This is a genomic window from Anaerolineae bacterium (assembly GCA_013178165.1).
Classification (GTDB): Bacteria; Chloroflexota; Anaerolineae; order Aggregatilineales; family Ch27; genus Ch27.
Window position 1 is genome coordinate 1 of the sequence record JABLXG010000024.1, and the last position, 19931, is coordinate 19931.

The window sequence follows — 19931 nt, forward strand, 5'->3', positions numbered from 1 at the left end:
AACCTGCTCAAACAGGATAAATCCGTCAAAGTGGGTATCGCGGCCAAACGCAAGATGGCCGGCTGGGACAATGACTATCTATTCCGCGTGCTATGCCCAGATTAGAGAAGCACATGCGATTGCCCTACCGCAAATCGGCTTTGATTGACAGGGGAGCTATCGCCGTGCTATGCTTGCCCCGATGAAGTGTGCCCTGAGCCTGGGCCGAATGTTGCGCCGGGACGGTTGAAATCATGTTCCTGCTGCGTGAGCGGCGTCTGCTGCACACGGTCCTGCTTGTGATAATTCTGGCTACGCTCCCGTGTTACTGCGCGGGAGCGATGTTGCTTGGCCTAGCGCCTGATCGCAGCCGGACGCGCCTGACGCCAACGCAACCGCTGGCCACTGCGCCCGCCGTACTGACCGTGATCGGGCCGACAGCGACCGCCAGCCTCTTCCCGACGATCACCCCGCTGCCGCCTATCTGGGCCACCCCGACGCCGCTGATTGGGGGAACTCTGGCCACGCCCGGCCAGTATGTACCTCCCCGGCCAACCTTCACTCCATGGCCGACGGCCACGCCGTGGCCGACCTGGACGCTGCCGCCGACTGCGACGATCAGCATTCCAACAAGCACACCGGCGCCCACGGTGACCTTCACCTTCACGTGGACGCCGCCGCCTTCACCAACCGACACCCCTGTGGTGGTACCGCCGAGTGAGACGCCGGTTCTTCCACCAACGAATACAGAACCGCCGCCGCCTACTCCCACGCCGGAAGTCCTGGACAGCACCGGCTGACCTGCCAGCTGGCAGGTTCGGGTGGGCAAGCGTGGCGGCAGGGAGTGTCTGGTCTACCTGCAACCGGTAGTTTACATATGAGGAGGGGGCATTTGGATCTGAAACAACACCTTACCCGTTTGTGTCAGGCGCATGGCCCTTCAGGGTATGAAGGGCCGGTGCGCGAGATCGTCAGGTCGGAATGGGCCGGCCTGGTGGACGATCTGACAATCGATGCGCTCGGTAACCTGATCGGGGCGAAGTGGGGACGCTCCCATATGGAGCCGCGCCGCAAAATCATGCTGGCCGCCCATATGGACGAGATCGGGATGCTGGTGCGGCAGATCGATGGGCCTTTTGTACGTGTGCACGATGTGGGCGGGATGGATAGCCGGGTGATGCTGGCCCAGCCCGTGCTGGTGCATGGCAAGGAACCACTGCCGGGGGTAGTGGCTGCTGCGCCGCCGCATATGTTGCCGCCCAATAAACGCAGTCAGTACCCGGCGATGGACGAACTGATCATCGACCTGGGCCTCAGCGCGGAGGAAGTGGCCGCACTGGTGCGCGTTGGCGATCCGGTCACACTGGATGTGCCGGTTGTGGAACTGATGTCGGAGCGGCTGGCCGGGAAGGCGATGGATGATCGGGCCTGTGTGGCAGCGTTGACGGTGTGCCTGGATGAATTACGGCAGCGCACCCATAGCTGGGATGTGTATGCCGTTGCCACGGTGCAGGAGGAGGTCGGGCTGCGCGGGGCCAGAGTAGCTGCCCATCACCTGAATCCGGATGTGGCCATCGCTCTCGATGTGACCTTTGCCCAGCAGCACGGCGTAAGCGAAAACGATGGCCCGTACAAACTGGGCGGTGGGCCGGTGCTCAGTGTAGGGCCGAACTTCCATCCCAAGCTCTATGACCGGTTGCAGGAAGCGGCCAAGCGGCTGGAGATGACGGTCAATGTGGACGCAATTCCGGGCCGCAGCGGCACCGATGCCTGGGCGATCCAGGTGGCCCGTAGTGGCGTCCCGACAGCGTTGATCAGCGTGCCGTTGCGCAACATGCACTCGCCGGTCGAGATGGTCGATCTGAACGACATCAGACGCGCCGGGCGTCTGCTGGCGGAATTCATCGCCGGTTTGCAGGAAGACTTTCTGACCACGATCGCCTGGGATGATCCCCTGGCGAAGGATCGGGAACAGCAGGGGGATGCACAGGCATGATGATCAAAGAGCTTTCCGAGGCGATCGGTGTGTCGGGCCAGGAGGATGCGGTGCGGGAAGTGATCCTGAAAGCGATTAAGGATCACGTGAAGGACATCCGCATCGATCCGCTGGGTAATGTCCTGGCGGTCAAGCCGGGCGATGGTACCCGGCCAGAAGCCCCCCGCGTGATGGTAGCGGCGCATATGGATGAAGTGGGCTTTATGGTGCTGGGCATCGACGCGAACGGGGCCATCCGGGTCGGGGCGGTCGGCGGCTTTGACCCACGCATCCTGCCCGGCCTGCGGGTGGTGATTGGACAGGACAGGGTGCCTGCCGTGTTCAACTGGAAGCCGATCCACATGGGCTATGACCGCACTACGGTGACGCTGGATAACCTGCGGTTAGACATCGGCGCGACATCCAAGGAGCAGGCCAACGGCAAGGTCAATGTCGGCGACCGGGCAGCGTTTGTCACCGCCTATCGCGAGCACGGACGGATCGCCGTGGGCAAGGCGTTTGACGACCGGGTCGGTTGTGCTGTGCTGATCGAATTGATCCAGGGGGAACCGCTGCCGTTTGACGTGCATGTCGCGTTTACGGTACAGGAGGAAGTCGGCCTGCGCGGGGCGCAGGTAGCAGCGCAGGCCATCAAGCCGGATGTCGCCTTTGTTCTGGAAGGCACGACGGCGCATGACCTGCCGCCAGTGGAGGAGGACCCGGAGGCGCCGCGCACCAGTCCGGTCACCGAACTGGGTAAAGGGCCAGCGCTGACGCTGGCCGATAATTCGGTCATCGTGGATCGTCGTTTGCTTAACCACCTGCGGGAGACCGCTGAAGTAGAGGGCATCCCGTATCAGTACAAGCAGGCCGCCATCGGCGGCACGGATGCGGGCGCGATCATGGTCGCTAATGCCGGGGTGCCCAGCGCCGTGATCTCCGTTCCCTGCCGCTACATTCACAGCCCGGCGGCGATATGCAACCTGGACGACGTAGCAAACGCGGCTCGCCTGCTGCGGGCTGCCCTGGCGCGGTTCACGCCTGCGGTGTTGGCGCGGGCGGGTGAAATGGAGTGAGGGACGCGATGAAAGAGACGATCAAGAAACTGGTCGAAGCCTGGGGGCCAAGCGGATTTGAGCATCAGGTGCGCGCCCTGATTCAGGCGGAAGTCGCTGATCTGGCTGATGAGATTCGTACCGATTCCCTGGGCAATCTGATCTGCCGGATGGGCAGCGGCGGGGCGCGGGTGATGGTGGCCGCTCATATGGATGAGATCGGGCTGATCCTGACTTATCGCGATGACAAAGGCTTTTTCCGCTTCAGCCCGCTGGGCGGCCTTATCCCGGATAGCCTGACCGGTCACCGCGTCCGCTTTGAGAACGGTGCAATTGGCGTGATCCACCGCGAAGGGGCTTTCCGCCGTTCGGAGACGCCCACGCTGGATGAGTTCTTCATCGATCTGGACGATGGAAACGGCGGTTCAGCAGGGGTGCAGGTTGGCGATCCGGGGGCGCTCTTCCGCCCCTACGAGGAACGAGGCAGCCGGATCATGGCCAAGAGCATGGATGATCGCATTGGCTGCGCGGTAGCCATTGAGGCGATGCGCCGCCTGAAGGCAGGCGGGGACATCCCCAACGAGGTGTACTTCGTTTTCACCGTGCAGGAAGAAGTGGGTGTGCGCGGGGCGCGTCCGGCGGCCTTCGGCCTGGAGCCTACGCTGGGCATCGCGCTGGATGTGACGGCTACCGCTGACACCCCCCGTTCGCCGAACCGGATGGTGGTCGGGCTGGGCAAGGGCGCAGCGATCAAGGTGCATGATCTTGGTCTGGTTGTGCCGCCAGCGGTCAAGGAGATGATGATCCGGGCGGCAGAGTCGGCGGGTATTCCCTACCAGCTTGAACTGCTGGCCCTGGGGTCGACTGATGCTTCCGGGATCAGCCTGTCAGGTTCTGGCGTGCCCAGCGGCTGCATCAGCATCCCCTGCCGTTACGTGCATACGACGAGCGAGACCGTAGATCTGAAGGATGTGGAAGCCTGTGTCGGGCTTCTGACCACGATTCTACAGAAGCCGATTGAGCTGTAAACCCGGCGGTATCCCTGTAGCAGCCCTGGCGCACCCGGCCAGGGCTGTTTTCATGCCCGGCTGGGCGGCATGTTCCTGCGTTTTCCGCAGCTCGACCCTCATTATGTCTGCCCCCGGCCGGGAAATCCCACAGTGCCGTCTGCCTGGCAGGGGTGTGGTATCATTAGAAGTGGCTGGCGCTGCTCATGGCGGAGTGCGGCCAACGCTGCAAGCAGGCCTGAGGCCAGGGTGGGAGGGATGTCATGGCGGAAGTAAACGATCTGATCCGGGAAGGGGTAGCCGCTTTAAAGGCTGGTCGCCGGGCTGAGGCGCGGGAGCTGCTGACGCGTGCCACCGAGCTTGACCAAATGAACGAACAAGCCTGGCTATTTCTCAGCGGGGTGGTGGACTCAGAAGAAGACCAGGAGATCTGCCTGGAGAATGTGCTGGTGATCAACCCGAACAACGCGCGGGCACAGGAAGGGCTGCGGATACTCCATAGCCGCCGAAAGGAAAAGGCGGTTCCCCCTGCTGCGCCACTGCCGACAGCCGATGATCCTTTTGTGGTACCCGATGCTGATCTGGCTCCAGGGGTCGCTACTGAATCGGGTATCAACCAGCCGGTCGACCTGCCTTCCGCCGGGAGCTATGGCCCCGCACTGGACGAGACCGCAGCTCTTGAGCCGGACATGGCGACTGAGGTTGATCTGATCGAAGAGCCATTCGGGACCTGGGATGACGGGGAAACCGAAACTGGCCCACGGCCTCCCCAGATTGATCCGTATGCTATTCCGCAGAGCAATGTCTTTGACCTGGATGACGGCGTCACTGACGAGACTCTGGAGGAAGAACCAGTCGGGGACTATGAGGCCTACGCTGAGTTTCCCCTCTACGAAGAAGATGCTGCGCAGTATGGAGCGGCTCTGGCGGCGGACGCTGCCAGCCTCAGGGCTAACAACCGCTTGCTGGGCCATCTTGAGTTCTTGCCGCCGGAGATCAAGCCGAGTCATTTGCCGGGAAAGGGGCCGCTTTATCCGCCAGTTCTGCTGGCCGGTCTGGCCCTGACTGGCGTGGGGATTGTGGCGGCGCTGGTCGTGATGATCATCCTGCTGATCGGTTAGTCAGCGTTCCGGTGGAGGTCTGCATTCGTGCAAACGGCTCGTACATCCCCGCTGCGCCTGTTGCTCGATTCGCGCTGGATCGGGCCAAGCGTAGCGGGCTTCCTGTTGCTAACGGCGGTGATCGCCGTGACCGCGCCGGCTGAACGGACGCTTGGCGGTTCCAATGCCCGCCTGGTGTACTTTCATGGTGCACTGGTGTGGGCTTCGATTCTGACCTGGTTTCTGGCTGCTGCTTTTGGGGCGCTGGGGCTGGTGTTGCGCCTTGACGCATTGCACCGGGTCAGTCGCTCTCTGGGCAGGGTAGCGCTGTTGTGGTGGGCGCTGTACATCCCGGTGAGTATCCTGGCGGCCAACGCTACCTGGGCGAACAATTCCTGGAACCTGACCTTTCTGCTGGAACCGCGCTTTCAGATGGCCTTTCAGGCGGCTGCAATCATGCTGCTGGCTCAGGCTGTGACTTTCTTCACCGATCGATTACCGGTTGCCAGCGCCGTGAATGTCATGGTGGTTGCCGTGCTGGTGTTCCTGATGGGCGTTACAGAACGGATTCTGCATCCCCCTGCGCCGATCCGGGATACTGAGAGCCTGCGTATTCAACTGGCGTTTGCCGCGATGACCGGTCTGTTGCTGGTGACCGGCTTCCAGTTAGCCCGCCTCCGCTGGCGGCGCAGGTGAACTGTGGCTGGCGAGCAGCTTTCCCCGGCGGAAACCTTTCTGACCCGGCGGAACCTTCTGCTGGCGCTTTGCTTGGTGGTTCTGCTGACCGGCGTCTACTGGTTTACGTATAGCGGTCGCTTCCTGAGCAATGATGAGACCGCGATGTTTGACGCCGCTGAGAGCCTGGCGCGGCGGGGGAACACCCGGCAGACGTACACGTTCAACCTGCGAGTCATCCGCGACTACACGATTGCGGAGCAACCCAACACGCCGCTGGCTGATTCGGAGCCATTGCAGCTTATTCTGGCGGGGACGCTCTTTGCCCTGGCGGAACGGCTACCGGGGATCGGGATGGTGCATACCGTCTGGCTGCTCAATATCCTGGTCTGTGCGGCTGCTGGCGGGGTGTTGTTCCTCTATGCCAGGCTGCTGGGGTACAGCGAGCGGACAGCGGCGGCAGGTGCGCTGTTATTTGGACTGGGCACCGTTGCCTGGCCCTACAGCAAGGTGTTCTTCCGGGAGCCGCTGATGCTATTGCTCCTGCTCAGCGCGGCACTGTGCCTGACGGTGTGGCGCAGTTGCTGGCACACCCGGCGCGGCGGGCTGTGGCTGGCCGGTTTTGCGTGCTTCTTCCTGCTGGCGTTGCTGACTAAAGAGGCTGCCCTGTTGAGCGTCCCGATCTATCTGGTCATCGCTCTGCCGCGGGTATCGCTGCGGCGTGGCTGGGGACGGCTGGCAGCGCTGGCGGCTCTGACAGCCATCCTGGTGTTGGTGGTCGCGGCGGCCCTGAACGCTGTGCTGGGGGTGATCGAGGTGCCGCGCAGCTATGATCCTCTGGCCCGGCTGCAGGCAGTCGCTGGCAAAGAAGAATTCATCGCTTACGCCCTGCTGAGTTACCTGTTTAGCCCTGGTAGAGGGCTGTTCACTTTTTCGCCAGTATTGCTACTGGGTATTCCTGGCATAGTTATCCTGATCAGGGAACGCCGCTGGCGGGAAGCGCTGGTGCCTCTGACAACGTTGCTGGTGTTTGTGGTGGGCTATGCCGTGCTACGCCACGAACACTGGTACGGCGGGCTGGCCTGGGGGCCGCGCTACCTGGTACCGGCGACGCCGCTGCTGATGCTGGCGGTCCTGCCGGCGCTGGAGAAGGCGAAGGTAGCGCAGCTGGGCCGCATCGTGGTTGCTATCCTGGCGCTACTCAGCGTCTGGGTGCAGCTTAACGGCGTGCTGATCAGCCAGGCGGCTTATTATGAGGCCCTGAAACAATATGCCGGGGCAGTCGCCTGGCGGGAAGGGACCTGGCAACTGGCGCTGACGCCGCTGGGCGTGATTCCGGGACTGCTGTGGACGCAGCCGCTGGATTTTGCCTGGCTTCGTGTGGCGCCGGAGGGGTATGTTCTGGCGGCGCTGGCGACATTGCTGGCCGTCGGCAGTGGCGCTGCCCTGCGGTACTGGCTGCGCCGGGAGGCAGTACCGCGCCGCGGCGGATGGCTTACGGTTGTAGCTCTGCTGCTGGGGATGGCAGCCGCGCTATATGGGGGACTGCGCAGCATCTACCGCGACCCGGCTTATATGGGCGATTTCCAGCCGCTCAATGACCTGGCAGAGCAACTGCCGGATTACGTCCGGGAGGAAGACATCCTCGTGCTGGCCAGCCCGGAATACCAGTATTACATCATGAACTACTACCGGGGCAGGGCACTGGTCTACACCCTGCCCATGGCTCCTGGCGAGCGCCCCAGTCCTGAACAGCCGCCCGTAATCACCAGCAACAATCCGGATGTGTTACTGGAGCCGCGCTATACGATCTTCCTGGATACGTTGCCGGAATACACGGGGCGTGTCTGGTTGCTGGCCAACAACGGGCCGTTCACCACCTTTGCCGTGCGGCCGGTGGAATGGTATATGACCCGCCACTACTTCCCGCTGCAGACGGTACAGACCGCCGATCTGGCGCGGCTGGTAGCCTTTGATGTCAATGCCGATGCGCCGCCAGACCAGGCCATGCGCTGGCCCGATCACGCTGTCGAAGCACGTTTTGGCGGTGTGATCGCGCTGGTGGGTTATGATCTGCCCGCCCCGCGCCAGCGCATCGGGCCGTATGCCGGACCCGATCCAGAGCAGATGGGTTACCGACCCGGTGAGGTGATTCCGCTGTCGTTGTTATGGCGGGCGGCGCAGACGCCGGAGCGCGATTTCAACATTGGCGTGTTTGTCATTGGCCCGGCGGGAACGGTTGTCGAACAGCACGGGACACCGCAGGGCACCTTCCGCCCGATGACGACATGGCGTCCTGGTGAATACATCCGGGATAACCACGGCCTCGTATTGCCGGGTGACCTGCCGCCGGGACAGTACGATATCTGGGTCAAGGTCTATGACTGGCAAACAGGCATACCCCTGCCGGTCACAGGCAGCAACAGTACTCAGGACGGGCAGGCGGCGTACCTGACTACTATCGTTGTTGAGGGATAGGCATTGCGGGAGCGCTATTCTGCCCGCAGCGACAGATTCGCGGGTGGCTCCGGGCTTTCCTGACGGGGGGCGGTCGGCAACTCATCAGGGCTGGCCGGCACCGAAGGCGGCGGCTGATCAGCGGCGCGGCCCATCATTGCCCGGATGGCCTGCAGCTCTTCCGGGGTGATGGCAACACGGTTGGGGCCAAAGGCCTGGTCAAAGGCCATCTGGTGAAACAGGGTCAGGCCGGCCATGGTGGGCAGCGGTGTCGCTCCCGCTGACACGCCCTGCGGGTTTTCCTCGCGGCGCATCAGCAGGATACTGCCAGCCAGGAAGGCTACGCCGATCCACTGGGTGGCGGTCAGACGTTCCCCCAGCAGGGTAAACGCCAGCAGGAGCGCTACGCCAATTTCCATGATAGCCAGCATGGCCGTCTGCAAACTGCCGAGAGTCTTGACGCCATGGAACATGGTCAGACGCCCCAGGGCGGTGGTCAGCCCCAGCAGAACGATCGCCTCCAGAGCTTCCGGCGGTACGGACCAGCGCGTGTCATAGAAGCCATAGGCCAGGCGAGCCATGGTCACGATCACGGCCATGGTCGTCAGTGTGTACAGGGTGACTGTCCGGGCGGGCATTTCGTAAAGCACGCGCTGGCTGAGCAGCATGGTGCCGGCGAACATGATCGCGTTGCCCAGCATGAGGCCGATACCCAACCAGTTGATCTCCCTGGCCGAAAGGCTGGTGAGCAGCAACAGGGCGATCAGAGCCAGGCCAACACGCAGGCCGGTGCGGTAAGTGATCCGCTGGCCGCCCAGCCGGGCCAGCAGCACCACGAAGACGATATACATGCCGTTCAGCAACTGGCTCAGGCTGGCATCCAGCAGATCAAGGCCGGTGTAAAACATCAGCGAACCAATGCCGTTGACCGTCCCGACAACCACGCAACCCAGTAAGCCCGCTGGATAGATATAAAGATAACGCCTCCAGAAAACCGCGTAGACAGCCCATAGAATAGCCGCGGCGATGATCGTACGGACGGCAGCAACTGTGAACGGATCGGAGCCAGCCTGGTAAGCCAGCTTGCCAAACAGGGGCGCCATCCCCAGGAAGATAGGCGACGAAATCGAGATGAGGAGCGCGGTGGCTCTTGGCGGTTTCATACCGGCCATCCCCCCTGCGTCTTGTTGCTGGTCCGATCTCTGCAAGCTCAGGCCGAGCGGTTGGAACGGTTCTTCTCGCGCTGCCGGGTGCACGCCGGGCAGTAGCCGGTGTAGCAGGCATGGGCCGTTAGCAGGGTGATCCCGTGTTCCCTGGCCCAACTCAAAGCCACTTCCTGAATGATTTCCGGATCGACCGGCACCATTTTGCCACAGCCACGGCAGGTGAGGTAATGGTACTCGAGGCCGCCGGTGATGCGGTAATACTCCCGTTTGTGCTCAGGGTCCAGGTAGCGCGCCTCGACCAGCCCCAGTTCCACAAATAGTTGCAGGCTGCGGTACACCGTAGCCAGGCTGGTGTCGCCTTCGTGTTTGAGGGCCAGTTCATAAATCTGTTCGGCGTCCAGGAAGGTTTTGTGCGTGCGCAGCAGATCGAGCAACAGCAGTCGCTGAGGAGTCAGGCGATGGCCGGCATTGCGCAGCAACGCTTCCGCCTCTTCAGGCGTAGGAACTCTGGGGATACGATCGCTCATGGTTACCTCGCAGCATGCTTGTGGGGCTTCTGGAAACAGAAATCGGTATCCGCTTTTCCGGCTGTTGCTCCGGATTTGCCTGGCCATTCACTCTGCTCCTGCCTGAATTATTGACCGGGCCTGGCCGGGCAGCAATGGTTCTGATGGAGCATAGTGTACCGGGCAACTCCGCAAATGCCACGCCGCTGCGGCCATCCCCCTGAGCAAGCGGTGTCAGGTGTGGTATGCTTGCTGGCAGCTTGCGGCGCTGGCTGGAGAGCGAATCGCTATGACGGAACTGCTGTATCAGACTGATAGCTACCTGAAGACATTCGAAGCGGTGGTCACGGCTGTTGACAGCCAGGAAAATGGGGTAGTGCTCAACCGCACCGCTTTCTATCCGGGTGGCGGGGGGCAGCCCGCTGACGTGGGGACGCTGATCGTTGCTGGCGTGGGCTATCCGGTTGTCCGGGTCAGAAAAGCTGGGGACGATGTAGTTCATGTTGTGGAAGGGCCGCTGCCGCCGATCGGGACCACGGTCACCGGCCAGCTGGACTGGGAACGTCGTTACCAGTTGATGCGTACCCATACAGCTATGCACATTCTGTGCGGGGTGGTGTGGCGGGATTACGGGGCGAGCGTCACCGGCGGCAACATGGAGCCGCTCAAGGGGCGGATGGACTTTGAGTTTGAGCGCCTGCAGAAGGAACTGGTGCAGGAGATCGAACGGAAGATCAACGCTGAGGTGGCGGCTGCCCGACCGGTCAGGACGGCTATTTTGCCGCGTGAGGAAGCCTTTCAGATTCCCGATCTGATTCGCACCCGGATCAATCTGCTCCCGGAAGGGATCACGCGGGTGCGGGTGGTGGAGATTGTAGGCCTCGATTTGCAGGCGGATGGCGGTACGCACGTCGCCTCGACCGCCGAAGTCGGCCCGATCCGGATCACCGATTACACCAGTAAGGGCGGGATCAACAAGCGACTGTACGTGGCCTTGGAGCCGGAGGGCTGAGCCGCTGCACTGGAGGGCCGCTATGTTGCCGCCTGTGGAGTCGGACGAACGTCTGGCCGCGCGGGGTCTTTACCAGCAAATCCGGCGGGGAGAGCCGACTAGGTTGCAAGAAGTGTGGAGCATACATCGGCTGCCGGATGAAGCCACGATCTGGCGCACCCAGCTGCTCTATGACCAGGCGATTCCCATGTCGGCCTGTTACCTGCTGCGGGACCCGGACTTTCGGCCGGTACAGATGGTATTCTACTGGCGCTGGCAGGATGGGCGCGAGGACCTGATCGAGTATCGCTTTATGCCGGGGTACGCGACCATCTTGTACCACGATCAGGCGCAGGATATGATCTTACCCGCCGATTGCGACGTTTTTGGCTGGCATACGATCATGAGTCATCTGCTGTGGCGACGCTACGACTACCGCAAACAGGGCCGCCAAGCGCTGACGCTGGTCGGGCCGGGCCTGACTGGCGGTACATTGTGGCCCGCCTTGCTGGAGATGGAAGCGGTCCTTGATCGGCGCGAGATCATCCCTGGCCCGGCAGGGCCGCACAAGGGAAGCGCGTTTACCCTTCGGATGGTGGAGCTTGGGCCGCAGACGCTGGTGCTGGATTCCTTCGGCGTGCCATTACGCTGGGTGTTGCCGGCGGTGCAGTTGACCTTCGAACTGACAGAGTATGAGCGCATCGGGTCGCGGGCATGAAACGATTTATTGACTGGCTGGGACGGGAACGGGCCTTTGCCCTGCTGGTGATCATTGGCGGGACGGGCACGTTGAGCCTGATGCTGCAGGCGGTTGGGACGGATGTGTCCTGGGTTATCCCGGCCCAGAATGCGCTGTTGCTGATCGCGCTCATCGGTACTGTGATCGTCATGCTCAGCCGTCTGGATCCGCTGGATCGCCGTCCGATGATCGTGGCGCTCCTGCCATTGATACTGGCGGTGGGGCTGGGGCTATTCCTGCCGGCGTTCTCACTCTGGTTTCTGGGGGCGGGGATCGGCTGGCTGATCGTCTCTCTGATCATCTTGCGGCGCAACGTGCGCCGGGAATATCAGCAGGCCATCCGCTACCTGCGCAATGGTGAGTATGATGCAGCCATCCAGATCATCGACCGTCTGATTAAGGCGGAACCACAGGATACCCGTCATTTTCGTTTTCGGGCCGATCTGTACCGCCTGAAGGGCGATCCCCGGCGCGCCCTGAAGGATTACCGCCGCATCGTTGAACTGGAACCCCAGTCCAGTGTGGGTTATAACGGTCTCGCTGAAATCTGCCTGCAACAGGGGCAATATGAAGAGGCATTGCGCCACGCCCGCGAGGCGTATGAGCGCGATCCGCGCCAGTGGGCGATGCCCTACAACCTGGGCATGATCGAGGATCGACTGGGTATGGCCGCAGAGACAATCACGCATCTCCAGGAGGCGCTGAGCTGTGGTATGCCGGATAGCCGGCACCGCCTGCTGGCGCATCTGTGGCTGGGCCGGGCCTATGCGCGTCTGGGTCGTATGGCGGAGACTGCAACTGAACTGAAGGCCATACGCCGGGAAAAACGTGGTCTGGACGAATGGCGGGTTATTTTCGCCAGTGAGCAATCCCGCGCCCTGCAGGACGTGCTGGCGGGCGATCTTGCCCTGGCACAGGCCATATTTAATGGGGCTGGTGGGGAAGTGTTCGCTGCCGGAGCGGCGGGACTGGCTGCTTCTGCGGCGGCCAAGGAGGCGTAATGAGACGCCGTTTGATCATTGCCCTGGCGCAAATCCCGCTGGTGCTGGCCATTCTGGGCCTGTTGACGTTCATCGGCGGGATTGTGGGCGAGTATGTTGTCAACCGGCAGGACCCCTTTGGGGAAAGCGTGCCTTCCAATCTAACCTGGCTGGCGCTGATCGGGCTGGCGGTGGCGACCGCCATGTTCCTTGTCTGGTTTGTCAGCGTGGCGCTGTTGCTGGGCGTGCAGGCGCGGCGGCAGGGGCCGGGCTATGGCGAAGCCTACCGCCTGATCGAAGCCTTCAAGTTCGAAGACGCCATCCCACTGCTGGAGCAGTCGATTGAGGAGGGCAAGGAGACCGTTGATGTGCTGATGTTGCTGGCCAGCGCCTATGCCTATGCCGGACGGCTGGCTGAAGCCCAGAAGGTCGCCGACCGGGCGGTGGCGCTTTACCCGGAGACTTCGGCGGCTTATGTCACGCTCAGCAACGTCTACCGGATGCAGGCCATGTATGACGCGGCGGCAGAGGTGCTGCGCCACGCTACCCTGCTGGAGCCAGAATCAGCCAGTAACTGGGCTGAGCTGGGCTTTATGGAGCTGTATGCCGGGAAGGAGTCAGCGTCTCTGGCGGCCTTCGAGCGGGCTGCCCAGCAGCGGATGCCGGCGATGTATGCCGTCCGCGTGTACTACCACCTGGCCGAAGCCTATACCCGCAGCGGCGACGCCCGGCGGGCGGCGGCTGCCGCGGCCAAAATGGTCAGTTCGCGCGACGGCCTGGCCAGCTGGAAATCCGGTCTGGAGGCGCTGCGGGGCACGTCATATGGCCAGCGACTGGCCCGCGAGATCGAGGCGATCGAGCAGGCCCTGGGCGACGCTGATGCTTCCCATCTGGATTAAGGCCAGCGGAACGATGACCTGGCGGACTTACCTGGTTGAGGGATGGCGGCGGTTGCCCGGCGATCTGCGGCGGGTGATCCTGGTCGCCGGCGTTGTGGGCGTGGTGTTGACTGTTCTGGCGTTTGTGCTGCCGCCGGGGCAACAGGTCTGGGCAGTGCTGGCGCTCGTTGGGATGTTCGTCCTTGTCCAGGCGGCGGTGCTCTGGCATTTCTGGCGCTTGCGTCCGACGCTACGCCGGGCACGGCGGCTGTTCATGGACGGCCAGTTCGAGGAAGTTGTGACCCTGCTGGAGGCGGAGCGCGCCGCCGGGCAGGGGGATGCGGCAGGCTTTGCGCTGCTTGGCAATGCCTATCGCCAGCTAGGTCAGCTTGAGCGCAGCGAGGCGGTATTGCGCGAAGCATATACCACCGAGCCAGAGGCGCCGCATGTCGCCTATGGCCTGGGACGCACGTTGTTGGCCCTTGGCCACTATGACGAAGCGGCGGATCTGATCGCTCTGGCGCTGGAACATGGCGGTCAGCCAGTCATTGAGGCCGATCTGGGACATGCCCTGTATCGCGCCGGACAGCTGGAGGCCGCGGCCAGGTTACTGATACATGCGGGCAAACTGGCGCTGGAGCCGCACCGCGCCCTGATGACCCGCTATCTGCTATGGCGAATCCGTGGCGCGGGGGAAGACGCATTGCGGGCAGAGCTAGCTCCACTGGTGGAAGGGTTAGCGCTGTGGCGGGCAGAAGCCTCCCGCTGTGCGATGACGCCGTATGGGGCTGCCCTGGCGGAGGATGTAGAGCAGATGGAGCGCCTGCTGGCTGTGGAGTCGTAGAGGAGGGCTTACCGGCGGGTTCAAGCTGACGATACAGTGGAAATTGCGCCCTTTTCCCCGATATAATAGGGCATGTAACCGCTGGCATCCTCTGCACAGCGGTTCGTCATTGTGGTAGGATGGTATGAGTCATCTGCTATTGCGGCGGTCCGTAGTCTTCATTATAAGGAGGTGCTTCCCCATGGCGACGTGGCACCTGCCCGCGCAGGGTCCGATTGGTGAACCGGCAGACGCCTGAGTCGTTCCTTGCTGCTTCACCCTGTCCGGGAAACACCAACGGAGTAACGAGCATGTTCAAGCCTGTATCAGCAAAAGTCAATATCCCAGCGGTAGAGAACGAGCAGCTCGAATTCTGGCGCAAGCGGCGCATCTTTGAGCGCACTCAGATCGAGCGCAAGGGTGGGCCACGCTTTGTCTTTTACGAAGGCCCGCCTACCGCTAACGGCAAGCCGGGGACACATCATGTGCTGGCCCGCGCCTATAAGGATATGTTCCCCCGCTACAAAACCATGAACGGCTACTACGTTCTGCGCAAAGGCGGCTGGGATACGCATGGCCTGCCGGTTGAGATCGAAGTCGAAAAAGAGCTTGGCCTTCACGACAAACGCGAGATCGAGGCCTATGGCGTGGCCGCTTTCAACGAAAAGTGCCGTCAGAGCGTCTTCCGTTACATCAACGAATGGGAGAAGCTCACAGAACGGATGGCCTTCTGGGTCAGCCTGGATGATGCCTATGTCACCTTCACCAACGACTACATCCAGTCGGTCTGGTGGATTCTGCGCCAGCTCTGGGACAAAGGCCTGCTCTACCGGGGCAAGAAAGTTGTCCCCTATTGCGCGCGTTGTGGCACGCCGCTGAGCAGCCATGAGGTGGCTCAGGGCTACGAGGATGTGTCTGACCCCAGCATCTTCGTGCGTTTCCCACTGCGTGATGAGCCGGGGACGTACTTTCTGGTCTGGACGACAACGCCCTGGACGCTGCCCGGCAACGTGGCGCTGGCCGTTGGCGCAGATGTCGATTATGTGCGGGTGGAAGGCCCGGCGGATGATGGCGGAACAGAGCGCCTGATCCTGGCAGAATCGCTGCTGAACGCCGCGCTCAAAGAGCCGGGCGCTTACCGTGTTCTTGATCGGTTCAAAGGGCGCGATCTGGCCGGGAAGCATTATCAACCACTGTATACCTTCCTGCCGGTGGAGCAGGATTATGCCTACGTCGTGACCGGCGATTTTGTCAGCACGGAAGAGGGCACCGGGATTGTCCACATTGCCCCGGCGTTCGGCCAGGATGACATGGAAGCCGGCCAGGCGTATGGCCTGCCGGTGCTGGTGACGGTACGACCCGACGGCACGTTCATCGACGCGGTAACGCCCTGGCGCGGGATGTGGGTCAAAGACGCTGATGAGCACATCATCCGGGAACTGAAGAGCCGCGGCTTGATGTACCGCGTTCAGAAGTACCTGCACAGCTACCCGTTCTGCTGGCGCTGCAAGTCACCGCTGCTTTACTACGCCCGTGATACCTGGTTCATCAAGACGACCGCCTACCGGGACAAGATGATCGCGCTCAACAACACGATCAACTGGGTGCCGGATCACATCAAGAGCGGGCGCTTTGGCAACTGGCTGGAAGACCTCAAGGACTGGGCGCTGGGTCGTGAGCGCTACTGGGGCACGCCGCTGCCTGTCTGGCAGTGCGACAACCCTGATTGCGGACACATGGTCTGCGTCGGTGGGGTGGATGAACTGAGCAAACTCAGCGGGGTGGATCAGAGTAATCTGGACCTGCATCGCCCGTACGTTGACGAAGTCCACTGGGCCTGCCGCCAGTGCAATGGACGGGGCACCATGTACCGCGTGCCGGAACTGATCGACGTGTGGTTTGATTCTGGTTCGATGCCCGTGGCGCAGTGGGGATATCCCTACTACAACCAGGAGATGTTCCGCGAGCAGTACCCGGCGGACTACATCTGCGAGGCGGTTGATCAGACGCGGGGCTGGTTCTACAGCCTCCATGCGATTGCCAGCATGCTCTTTGAGCAGGTGGCCTTCAAGAATGTGATCTGCCTGGGGCATATCCTGGATGCGACCGGCCAAAAGATGTCCAAGAGCCGCCCGGAGACGTTTGTCGAGCCGTGGCAGGTCTTTGACAAATATGGGGCGGACGCCTTTCGCTGGTACATGTACACATCCAGCCCGCCCGGCGAACCGCGCCGCTTCAGCATGGACCTGGTCGGCGAAGTGGTGACCAAGTTCCTGCTGACGCTGTGGAACACCTACAGCTTCTTTGTCACCTACGCGAACCTGGATGGCTGGTCGCCGGATCAGGCTGCGCCGCCGGTAGCCGAACGCGATCCGCTGGATCGCTGGGTACTGGCGGAGTTGCACGCGCTGGTGCAGCGGGTGACCGAAGCGTACGAGAACTATGACGTGCCGGGCGCTACCAGGCCGATCCAGACATTTGTGGAGGAACTGAGCAACTGGTATGTGCGCCTATCGCGCCGGCGCTTCTGGAAGAGTGAAGACGACACTGATAAGCTCAGTGCCTACGCCACACTGTATGAGTGTCTGACGACCCTGGCTTACCTGCTTGCTCCGGCCATGCCGTTCATGGCGGAGACTATCTACCGTAACTTGGTGGCCTCGGTGCAGCCGGATGCGCCGGAAAGCGTGCATCTGGCCCGCTGGCCGGTCGCCAACGAGCAACTGATCGACCGCGATCTGATGGGGGCGATGGCGCTGGCGCAGCGATTGGTCAGCCTGGGGCGCGCTGCACGCGAGAGCGCTAACCTGCGCGTGCGCCAGCCGCTGCAGGAAGCGGCCTTTGCGGTGCGCTTCCCGGCGGAGCGTGAGATCGTTCAGACGCTGAGCGACCTGATCGCCAGCGAGTTGAACGTCAAGCAGGTGAATGTGCTGGACAGCGCCGATGAGGTAGTCACCTATACGCTTAACCCGTTGCCGGCCAAGCTCGGTCGTAAGTTTGGCAAGGATTTCCCCAGGGTGCAAAAGGCCCTGCGCGAAGGCGATCCGGCTGAGGTGGCGGCCTGGGCCAGGGCGCTGCTGAGCGGTCAGGCGATCCAGGTGACGCTAGACGGCCAGACGTATGAAGTTGCGCCGGACGAATGTGAGGTGCGCCAAGGTGCCGCTGAAGGATATGCTGTTGCCGAGGAAGCCGGATACCTGGCCGCCCTGCGCACGGCGCTGACGGAAGACCTGATCCTGGAAGGGCTGGCCCGCGAGATCGTGCGGCGGGTGCAGATGATGCGCCGCGATGCCGACTTTGAGATCAGCGATCGTATCGCGGTGACCTTCAGCGGCTCGGAGCGGGTCGCCAGGGCGCTGGCTGCGCACCATGATTACGTGGCTGGCGAAACGCTGGCCGAGTCTGTACTGGCAGCCGAGCCTCCGGCAGGCGCGTTCAGCCAGGCGTTCACGATCGATGACGAAGATCTGGTGTTGAGCGTACGGCGGGTCGGCTAGGCGGCTGGCTGCAAACGAATCGTGAGATGTTCAGCGGCCCTGTCCCTGGATGGGGCCGCTGCTGCTGTGGCGGGAGTCTGTCGTAAGACTCACAGCAGGGGCGTCATCCGCGCGGGTGACGCCCCTGATTCAGCGGTGATAATGTGAGAGGTTAACGAGCCGGGCTGGGAGCCGTCCCCAGTTTGGGGGCGGAGGGGCTTTCGTCGCCGTCGCTGGCCGCTTTGCGCCGGGCGGCGTCCTTCACCGCCAGCGGGTCAACCTCCGGGACGACCTTCTCGCCCATCAGAGCCAGGAATTCTTCCTGGTTGATGGTTTCGACTTCCAGCAGATGCTGGACGAGCAGATCAAGCTTATCGCGGTTTTCGATTAGCAGCTTCTTGACGCGCTCGTATTCCTCGCTGATGATTTTGCTGACTTCGTGATCGATTTCTTCGGCGACATGCTCGCTATAGTCCCGCTGCTCACCGATCTCGCGGCCCAGGAAGACCAGCTCTTCCTTCTGGCCGAAGATGATCGGCCCCAGCTTGTCGCTCATGCCATAACGCTTGACCATCGAGCGGGCGATCTTGGTGACCTGATCCAGGTCGCTCATCGCGCCGGTGGTCACCTCACCAAAGACGATCTCCTCGGCGGCGCGGCCACCCAACGCACCGGCGATCTGGGCGCGTAGACGGCTGGCGGTGACGTAGTTGATGTCTTCTTCCGGCATACTCCAGGTGACTCCGCCGGCCATGCCGCGCGGCACAATGGTGACTTTGCGCACGGGATCGCTGTAGGGCAGCATGTGGAAGGCCACCGCATGCCCGGCTTCGTGGTAGGCCACCAGCTGGCGCTCGCGTTCGGTAATGATCCGGCTCTTGCGCTCCGGGCCAAGCAGGACGCGCTCGATTGCCTCTTCAAAATCGCGCTGGGAAATGCTCTTCTTGTTCTTGCGGGCGGCGACGATGGCTGCCTCGTTAACAAGATTCTCGATGTCCGCGCCGACAAAGCCCGGTGTCGCTTTGGCCAGGGCATGGAGGTCGACATCACTGGCCAGTGGCTTGCCCTTGACGTGCACCTTAAGGATTTCCTCGCGCCCGCGCAGATCGGGCCGGTCAAGTACGACGCGGCGGTCAAAGCGACCCGGACGCATCAGAGCCGGGTCGAGGATATCCGGGCGGTTGGTGGCGGCGATGACGATCACGTTGGTATCGGTGTCGAAACCATCCATTTCCACCAAGATCTGGTTCAGGGTCTGCTCGCGTTCATCATGGCTGCCACCCAGCCCTGCGCCACGATGCCGCCCGACGGCGTCGATCTCATCGACGAACACGATGCATGGACTGTGGCGTTTGGCCTGGTCGAACAGGTCACGCACGCGGCTGGCGCCCACGCCAACGAACATCTCGACGAACTCCGAACCGGAGATGCTGAAGAAGGGCACACCGGCTTCCCCGGCGACAGCTTTGGCCAGGAGTGTCTTGCCAGTGCCGGGGCTGCCCACCAGCAGCACGCCTTTGGGGATGCGTGCGCCCAGCTGGATGAACTTCTCTGGTTCTTTGAGGAATTCGACGACTTCGCGCAATTCCTCTTTGGCCTCGTCAACCCCGGCGACATCGTTAAAGGTCACCGTCGGTTGATCGCTGGTGAACATCCGGGCGCGGCTCTTGCCGAAGGAGAGGGCTTGATTATTGGAACCCTGGGCCTGCCGAAGCATCAGGTAGATGAACCCACCAAGCAACAGCAGGGGCAGGATGCTGCTCAGGATGCCCAGCCAGGCGCCGATGTTGCTGGGTGCGGCGTTCTGTAGGTCGATGGCCTGGAGCTTCTGGGGGTCCACCCCCAGCGCAAGCAGTTGCTCCGGCGCGGGCAGGCTGGGGTCCTTGCGGCTGACCGCCGTGCTGCCGTCCAGGTAACGCGCCGTGATCTCGTTGTCAGCGACGACAAGACGCTGAATGCGCCCGGCGTTGATATCCTGGGCAAGCTCGCTCAGGGAGATTTCAGGGACGCTGGTGTTATTGCCCCAGAAGCTCATGGTGATGACCAGAATGGCAATACCTACCAGGACGTACACCAGAAAGTTACGATACCGAGAATTGTTCACTACCAGGTTCCTCCACCTTA

General features: G+C 62.2%; 16 protein-coding genes. 13 read left to right on the plus strand and 3 right to left on the minus strand.

Going from position 1 to position 19931, the window contains the following annotated elements; translation table 11 throughout:
- The first annotated feature begins 233 nt into the window (after positions 1 to 233).
- From HPY64_13615 to HPY64_13645, 7 genes are all read left to right on the plus strand, one after another.
- Positions 234 to 779, plus strand: coding sequence for a hypothetical protein (locus HPY64_13615; GenBank protein NPV68172.1), 546 nt, complete (start codon positions 234 to 236; stop codon positions 777 to 779).
- 92 nt (positions 780 to 871) lie between these two features.
- A complete protein-coding gene (locus HPY64_13620; GenBank protein ID NPV68173.1) occupies positions 872 to 1975 on the plus strand; it encodes a M42 family metallopeptidase in 1104 nt (367 codons plus the stop codon).
- Entirely contained in the window at positions 1972 to 3030 is a 1059-nt protein-coding gene (locus HPY64_13625; protein ID NPV68174.1) for a M42 family metallopeptidase, read from the plus strand. The genes HPY64_13620 and HPY64_13625 overlap by 4 nt, the downstream gene beginning before the upstream one ends.
- 8 nt (positions 3031 to 3038) lie before the next feature.
- Positions 3039 to 4037 carry a M20/M25/M40 family metallo-hydrolase gene (locus HPY64_13630; GenBank protein NPV68175.1) on the plus strand — a complete coding sequence of 333 codons (999 nt, stop codon included), beginning with the start codon at positions 3039 to 3041 and terminating at the stop codon, positions 4035 to 4037.
- Between the two features lie 242 nt (positions 4038 to 4279).
- Positions 4280 to 5137: a hypothetical protein gene (locus HPY64_13635; GenBank protein NPV68176.1), complete on the plus strand. Its 858-nt coding sequence runs from the start codon at positions 4280 to 4282 to the stop codon at positions 5135 to 5137.
- 27 nt (positions 5138 to 5164) lie between these two features.
- Positions 5165 to 5812: a hypothetical protein gene (locus tag HPY64_13640; GenBank protein NPV68177.1), complete on the plus strand. Its 648-nt coding sequence runs from the start codon at positions 5165 to 5167 to the stop codon at positions 5810 to 5812.
- Positions 5813 to 5815: 3 nt separating this feature from the next.
- A complete protein-coding gene (locus HPY64_13645; protein ID NPV68178.1) occupies positions 5816 to 8269 on the plus strand; it encodes a hypothetical protein in 2454 nt (817 codons plus the stop codon).
- Positions 8270 to 8283: 14 nt separating this feature from the next.
- Here the strand turns inward: HPY64_13645 and HPY64_13650 are convergent, their stop codons facing one another.
- Together HPY64_13650 and HPY64_13655 are read right to left on the minus strand one after the other, a co-directional pair.
- Positions 8284 to 9411, minus strand: coding sequence for a DMT family transporter (locus HPY64_13650; protein NPV68179.1), 1128 nt, complete (start codon positions 9409 to 9411; stop codon positions 8284 to 8286).
- Between the two features lie 47 nt (positions 9412 to 9458).
- Positions 9459 to 9941: a transcriptional repressor gene (locus tag HPY64_13655; protein NPV68180.1), complete on the minus strand. Its 483-nt coding sequence runs from the start codon at positions 9939 to 9941 to the stop codon at positions 9459 to 9461.
- 268 nt (positions 9942 to 10209) lie between these two features.
- Here HPY64_13655 and HPY64_13660 point away from each other — a divergent pair, with 268 nt between their 5' ends.
- The 6 genes from HPY64_13660 to HPY64_13685 all read left to right on the plus strand — a co-directional run bounded on the left by HPY64_13660 (position 10210) and on the right by HPY64_13685 (position 17828).
- On the plus strand, positions 10210 to 10932 hold the full coding sequence (locus HPY64_13660; protein NPV68181.1) for an alanyl-tRNA editing protein: 723 nt from the start codon (positions 10210 to 10212) through the stop codon (positions 10930 to 10932).
- Positions 10933 to 10954: 22 nt separating this feature from the next.
- Entirely contained in the window at positions 10955 to 11629 is a 675-nt protein-coding gene (locus HPY64_13665) for a hypothetical protein (GenBank protein ID NPV68182.1), read from the plus strand.
- A complete protein-coding gene (locus tag HPY64_13670) occupies positions 11626 to 12651 on the plus strand; it encodes a tetratricopeptide repeat protein (protein NPV68183.1) in 1026 nt (341 codons plus the stop codon). Before HPY64_13665 ends, HPY64_13670 begins: the two co-directional genes overlap by 4 nt.
- Positions 12651 to 13529, plus strand: a complete 879-nt coding sequence (locus HPY64_13675) for a hypothetical protein (GenBank protein ID NPV68184.1) — start codon at positions 12651 to 12653, stop codon at positions 13527 to 13529. Before HPY64_13670 ends, HPY64_13675 begins: the two co-directional genes overlap by 1 nt.
- The gene (locus HPY64_13680) at positions 13510 to 14352 is read left to right on the plus strand and encodes a tetratricopeptide repeat protein (GenBank protein NPV68185.1); all 843 of its coding nucleotides are present in this window, start codon (positions 13510 to 13512) and stop codon (positions 14350 to 14352) included. Before HPY64_13675 ends, HPY64_13680 begins: the two co-directional genes overlap by 20 nt.
- Before the next feature lie 290 nt (positions 14353 to 14642).
- Complete coding sequence (locus HPY64_13685; protein NPV68186.1) at positions 14643 to 17828, plus strand: isoleucine--tRNA ligase; 3186 nt, start codon at positions 14643 to 14645, stop codon at positions 17826 to 17828.
- 151 nt (positions 17829 to 17979) lie between these two features.
- Here the strand turns inward: HPY64_13685 and HPY64_13690 are convergent, their stop codons facing one another.
- Positions 17980 to 19911 carry an ATP-dependent metallopeptidase FtsH/Yme1/Tma family protein gene (locus HPY64_13690; GenBank protein ID NPV68187.1) on the minus strand — a complete coding sequence of 644 codons (1932 nt, stop codon included), beginning with the start codon at positions 19909 to 19911 and terminating at the stop codon, positions 17980 to 17982.
- Between the last annotated feature and the right edge of the window lie 20 nt (positions 19912 to 19931).